At 34.4% G+C, this 6,070-nt stretch carries 5 protein-coding genes; all 5 read right to left on the bottom strand.

Features of this window, described 5'->3' with window-relative positions; all coding sequences use genetic code 11:
* Positions 1-136: 136 nt before the first annotated feature.
* Positions 137-1,231 (bottom strand): Gfo/Idh/MocA family oxidoreductase, encoded by a 1,095-nt coding sequence (locus P8O70_18570; GenBank protein MDG2198844.1) that lies wholly within the window; start codon positions 1,229-1,231, stop codon positions 137-139.
* A complete protein-coding gene (locus P8O70_18565) occupies positions 1,228-1,857 on the bottom strand; it encodes a cupin domain-containing protein (GenBank protein MDG2198843.1) in 630 nt (209 codons plus the stop codon). Before P8O70_18565 ends, P8O70_18570 begins: the two co-directional genes overlap by 4 nt.
* 14 nt (positions 1,858-1,871) lie before the next feature.
* The gene (locus P8O70_18560; protein ID MDG2198842.1) at positions 1,872-2,702 is read right to left on the bottom strand and encodes an ABC transporter permease; all 831 of its coding nucleotides are present in this window, start codon (positions 2,700-2,702) and stop codon (positions 1,872-1,874) included.
* 7 nt (positions 2,703-2,709) lie between these two features.
* A complete protein-coding gene (locus P8O70_18555) occupies positions 2,710-3,669 on the bottom strand; it encodes an ABC transporter permease (GenBank protein MDG2198841.1) in 960 nt (319 codons plus the stop codon).
* Between the two features lie 264 nt (positions 3,670-3,933).
* Positions 3,934-5,520 (bottom strand): ABC transporter substrate-binding protein, encoded by a 1,587-nt coding sequence (locus tag P8O70_18550; GenBank protein ID MDG2198840.1) that lies wholly within the window; start codon positions 5,518-5,520, stop codon positions 3,934-3,936.
* Positions 5,521-6,070 lie beyond the last annotated feature (550 nt).

The following is a 6,070-nucleotide window of genomic DNA, read 5'->3' as shown; positions in this document are numbered from 1 at the left end:
TTTCCCGACCCACTTTCACCTACTACACCAAGCACTTCATCTTCATTCAGAAAAAACGAGATTCCATTGACAGCTTTTAGATAGCCTTTTGCTGTTTTAAAATGTATCTTCAGATTTTCAACATCTAATAGATTTGTCATTTTGATGTTAAATATTTATTTATTATCGATGTAATTAATTCTATATCATTTCTTGCATTAATAATTGAATTTTTATTGTCAGTAATTCCATATATTGTATCGTAAAAATATTTTAATTCAGCAACAAATGGACTTTCCCAACAAAGCTTAGGTGTTATTTCCCTTGACTCCTTTTCATTTGTAATATCCATGATTGTAACTTCTGATAGGAGACCCTTCGAAAATCCTGATGGATAATTTAAAATAAGCCTTTTTTGAGATCCATAAATTTCAATGGTTTCTTTGAAATTCCATAATTCAGGTAAATCTATCCATGACACATTACATATAAAACCTTGTCCATAATCCAACGCAATCGATATTGAACACCCTTCATTCCAGATATTCACATTATTCACTTTAGTATTTTTTCCAAACAATTGACGCAGGCCATAAAGATCATGAATCATACTACCAGCGATTGTTCTAAAGGCTTTTTTTATTTGAATATTTTGATCACCAATCGCTTCAGTAACCTCTTTATCAAGCTGAGTAAGTGCACTATTTTTACTACCTTTCTCATAATTTGGTTGAGCGATAGAGTTATTGAATACCTTAATATCAAATTGTGCTAAATGAAGCGAATTATCAGGATGTAAATGATTAACTTGAACGTATCTTATATCATTTAAAGACTTTATATCTGATTCGATTCTTCTAAAACCAGGATCAAACAATTTCATATATGCTACTTGTCCAATTGTATTTGCATCTTTGCATGCCTGAATAATTTTATCCGCGTTCTGAACGGAAAAACACATAGGTTTTTCAATAAGGACATGCTTTCCTTCTCTGAAGGCTTCTACAGCAGATTCTGTTTTGGGGTCAGATTGGCATAGCAAAACTGCATCAATATCACTTTCTAATAGTTTTCTATATTCAGTTGTAATTGATGGTATATGAAACTTTTTTTGTAGAAATTTGACTAGATCTAGAGAAACATCGCATATATATGATAATTCATACCTATCCTGCAGATCGATAATATTTGGTATATGATGCACTTGAGCAATTGCCCCACAACCAATGACACCAATTTTTATTTTTTTCATTGTTCAATCCTCGGTGCTAGACTATTCCAAAAGTCTCCAAATGCATATAATTCATTATAAAGATCGTGGATTTGTTTAGACATATCATCTCTTAGTTTTTTCATTCTAGTTGTATCCTCCTCATTTTTCAGTAACTCTAACTCAGTTCCAATAGATTTTATGTTTTCATCAAATACTCTTTTAAGCTGTTCCAATGATTCAATTTGATCATTGATTAGTTTCGTCTTTGGAATTGAGAAATCTTCTGCTACATCATATTGAGAGTTAGGTGCAAATCTTGGTGGTTTTTTTTCTGCATGATCTTCTACCCAAAACGTATGGGTTGGTGCAATATGTGGAGTTACGGAGAGATACATAATAGTTGGTTCATCACTTAACATATTTCGAACACCATGTATTTCATCTGGTCCTGTCATACACAGTTGCCCTTCACCAACAATTTCCTTGTGACCTTCAATTTCAAATTCGGCCTTACCTTGAAGTATTAAAAACATTTCATACCCCAAGTCATGGCTATGTCTTTGATTATACTGACCTGGTTCCATTTTTAGGAAACGACTTCTTATTTGTGGCGTAACAATTAAATTTTTGATGTCTTTACGGTAATCAAATACTTCAAAGGTCATATTTTCCTTTCCATTTAGATTTTATTTTTCAGTTTTGGATCCAAGAAATCTCTTAATCCGTCACCCAACAAATTTGCTGAAAGTATTGCTATTGTAATTGCTAGACCTGGAAAAAGTACTAACCACCAGGGTGGCTTGAATGAGGACGCAAGGACACTTCCTAACATGTTACCCCAACTCGGATCTGGAGGTGGGATACCAAGACCTAAGAAACTCAGTGCTGATTCCGCAAAAATTGCGACGCCAAGATGCAAACTGAAAACTACTAGCATTGGTGCAATACATTGGGGGGCAATATGCCTATAAATTATTTTTATATTAGATACACCAATACTTTTTGCAGCTTCCACAAAGGTATGCTCTTTTACTGTTAGAACAACTGATCTTGTGATCCTTGCCGAATAGGGAATTCTTGTTACAGATATTACAATTACAACTGTTGTTAGGCCTGAACCAAAGACTGTAAGTAGCATTAGAGCTAGTATTATATCTGGAAAAGACATTAATACATCAATAAGCCTTTGAGTTAAAGTATCAGTATTTTTACCAAAGTACGGGGTAATCAGCCCTATTATAAATCCAATAAAATCACCGATGACTACTGAAGTTATTGCAACGATTAGTGTAATCCTGGTACCATAAATGATTCTACTTAAAACATCCCGACCCATGTGGTCGGTTCCTAAGATATGATCAGAACTAGGTGGTTTTCTTATTGCCCCATAATCAGCTTCAAGTGGGTCATATGGGGAAATGTAATCAGCAAAGACTGCAACTAGTACGAGTATTACCCAAATAAGAAATGAAACTGAGCCAATTGGACTGGATTTTAAAAACTTTAGCATTTCTTAATTAATCATATCTTATTCTAGGATCAATATATGCGTAACTTATGTCGACAACTAAGTTTATTAATGTATAAATAATACCATATATCAAAATTAAATTTTGTATCATCATCCAGTCTCTCGCCTCTATCCCCGCTACTAATAAATTACCCATTCCTGGAACACCAAAAGCTTTTTCTACCGATACTGAGCCCCCTAATAGGCTTCCTAAAGCGACCCCCAGAGTGGTAACAACTGGTAGCAAACTATTTTTTAAAACATGTCTCCACACTACGAGACTCTCATACAAACCTTTTGCACGAGCTGTTCTGATATAATCCTCGTGAAATATTTCGAGCGCACTTGATCTTGTAATTCTGGCAATTACTGCTGAGAGGCCAATTCCTAAAGTAAAACCAGGCAACAAAACTATTGCTAGATTCCCTCCTGGATCATCCCAAATCTGTATTAGTTTTAGTGGTGGTCGCCACTCTAGAATAAGTACACAGAATAATATTATTAGCATTCCCAGCCAGAAACTTGGCATAGCTATGAATAGTGTTACACCAACCCGACTGATATTATCAAAGATTGTGTTACGTAGAACCGCACATAGCATTCCAAGTGGAACACCAATTATAAATGAGAAAAATATCGCAATCAGCGCAATTTCGATCGATATTGGACTTCTTCTACCAAAGATTGTACTTATTGGTTCAGTGGTAAAGAATGAGAAACCAAAATCACCATTAATGACATCTTTAATCCAAACCGCGTACTGTATATAATATGGCCTGTCCAAACCTAGACTTGCCCTTTGTAACTCTAACTCTTCCTTTGTCAATTCTATGTAACCAAGGCCTTCTGTTTCAACGTATTTTAAAGGATCACCTGGTATGATTCGCATTCCAACAAATATGAATATTGTGATGCCCAAAATTGTTGGTATCGCAATAATCAATCTTTTCAAAATATAATTTTTCAAATTATACTGACTCTTCTTTTACTGTGATAGCTATTCACTTTATTCATAAGTTAAGTTAGTAAACAGATTCTATAGTCTTTCCGAACAAATACTGAAAATACACCTACTAAGGTCTAGTTTAAACGAACTGATAGAGCTATAATTTATATATATTCTTGTCTAATATTTCTTAAAATGAAAATTTACTTTTTTAGTAAAGATCTCTCGTCCATGCCACTTTAGGATTCATGGACGAGTATCATTTGACTTTATGATTAGAAGGAATTATTTTTCGATATAGATCGTTTCAAATCTTCCCCATTCCGCACTAGCTCTATTGGCAAGATCAATTCCCTTTACTTTCGAACTCCACATGGGCAGATGATATGTATATCCTACTAGATACCAAGGTGGATCCTCGTCTAAAATTGCCTCTGCCTGTCTAACTAGAGAATGCTTTAAGTGAACATCAGTGATTCCCTTCATTTGATCTATGATTGAATCTAATTCAGGATTAGAATAACCACCCATATTAGTTGATCCCCCCGTTTTCCACCATATTGTAGCTCGTGGCAGAAAGTCGGAGATTGAATGACCCTGTGTATCCAGAGCCATATCAAAATTACCCTTCAGTACTTCTCCCCGCATCATTGCTCTTTCCATCAATTTTATTTTAACTTTTATATTTAAATTTCTTCTTAACATTTCTTGAAATGCTGGAGCTAATAGTTCGGCTTGAGGACCAGATGCAGCTAGAAATGTGAGACCATCAATTCCATTTTCATAACCTGCTTCCTTCAGTAGTGACTTTGCTTCTAATATATCATTTTTGTCATTTTTTCGGTATCCAGGAAGCTTTTCTATAACTGATGGTGGAGTCGCATAAGGATCACCATAAGGTGTCCATCTTGTGAGATTGATTCTTTCCTGAGTGCTAAATGCATTTATCATATTATGTTGATTTACACCCAGTAAAATTGCTCTTCTTACAAGTTTATTACTCAATGGCCCTTTTTTCACGTTGTAGTGAACCCAATATGCACCGAAGTTCGGAATTAGTGCTGCTTCAATACCTTCTTTTTCTTTCCCTGCATCCCATGTCTCAGATGAAACATTCCATGATAAATTTGCTCTACCTGTTAAAATAGCTGTTCCTCTGTCAGACCAAGCTGGTACATGTAACATCTCAAGTTCATCAACATACGGAAGTTCTGGGTCCCAATAGTTTTCATTCTTCGTGTACAACCATCGTTCTCCAGTTTCATATTTCACATACTTGAATGCTCCTGTTCCCGGAGCACAGCATTGTTTTTTTAGATCATAGTTGTATTTCTCTAGATAATGCTTTGGTAATATCAAATGTTGTGGTGCGGCCAAGACATTTAAAAAAAATAATGTTGGATATTTTAACGTAAATCTTATTTGATATTTTCCAGTTTTTTCAATTTCATTTACCATCTCAAAATTTGATTTGTAAACTGAAACTATATTTCTTGGAGCATTCAAAATCTTTTTATCAAATGTAGTAATTACATCATCTGCAGTAAATTCTACACCATCGTGAAATTTTACCCCTTTCCTCAAATTAAAAGTATAAATTAACCCATCATCACTTATATTCCAATCTGTTGCCAAATCTGGAATTATAGTTTTTAGCCCATCAACTAAATTGTAACGAACTAGAGAATTATACATATGTGACATGACGGGAAAAGATCCACCCTGATAAATATCAAAGTTTTTTGTTGTCACTCCAAAAGCAGTAATAATCTTTCCACCTCGATTTATCTTTCCATCTGGTCTCATTAGACCCGCATCAGCAAATATCTTTATTGGTATTATCAACATGATTAAAATTAAGAGAGATCTCATCTTGCCCTTTTAATAAATTTAATAATCAATTTGTTTACGAATAATCAAATTATTCGTTGATATTGACTATTTGATTTAAATTGAAGTGTTACCTTCATTTAATGAAACTGAAACGATTTTTTCTGTGTAGTCTGCTGTTTGACCTTGAAGGTTTGGGATAGAAGCAGTATTTCTATTTTTTAATTCCCTGACATTAAAATCAGGACAGTGATAGCATCGTTCCTTATCTTTAGTATTCACTATTAATCGCTTCAAATGAATGCTTTCTACTATTTAGTCTATTTTTGCAAGACAAAAATTGATTTTGGTCAATTAGCTAGTTAGTATTCTTTGATAAATTCTATAAATATTCCGCTCTTTTGCCACTTTTGCATTGATTACTTTTCAAACTTCCATAAATCTGAATTCTTTTATTATTCACTGGCTGGGGTTGGAGCATTTGCGTCGTTTAGACAAATGAAGTAATCTCCGAAATTTGGAGATCTAAGGATGCAATGTCCTCACTGGGCTCATCCTGACTCTATTCTCTATGGCACCAGCCGTGGTGTCC

The organism is SAR324 cluster bacterium, from assembly GCA_029245725.1.
Classification (GTDB): Bacteria; SAR324; SAR324; order SAR324; family NAC60-12; genus JCVI-SCAAA005.
This window is presented reverse-complemented; position numbering and strand designations above follow the sequence as displayed.

What these genes read in the sequence shown, in the direction of transcription:
- P8O70_18570 (MDG2198844.1), bottom strand. Translation starts at nt 1,231, where the DNA reads ATGAAAAAAATAAAAATTGGTGTCATTGGTTGTGGGGCAATTGCTCAA.
- P8O70_18565 (MDG2198843.1), bottom strand. Translation starts at nt 1,857, where the DNA reads ATGACCTTTGAAGTATTTGATTACCGTAAAGACATCAAAAATTTAATT.
- P8O70_18550 (MDG2198840.1), bottom strand. Translation starts at nt 5,520, where the DNA reads ATGAGATCTCTCTTAATTTTAATCATGTTGATAATACCAATAAAGATA.
- P8O70_18560 (MDG2198842.1), bottom strand. Translation starts at nt 2,702, where the DNA reads ATGCTAAAGTTTTTAAAATCCAGTCCAATTGGCTCAGTTTCATTTCTT.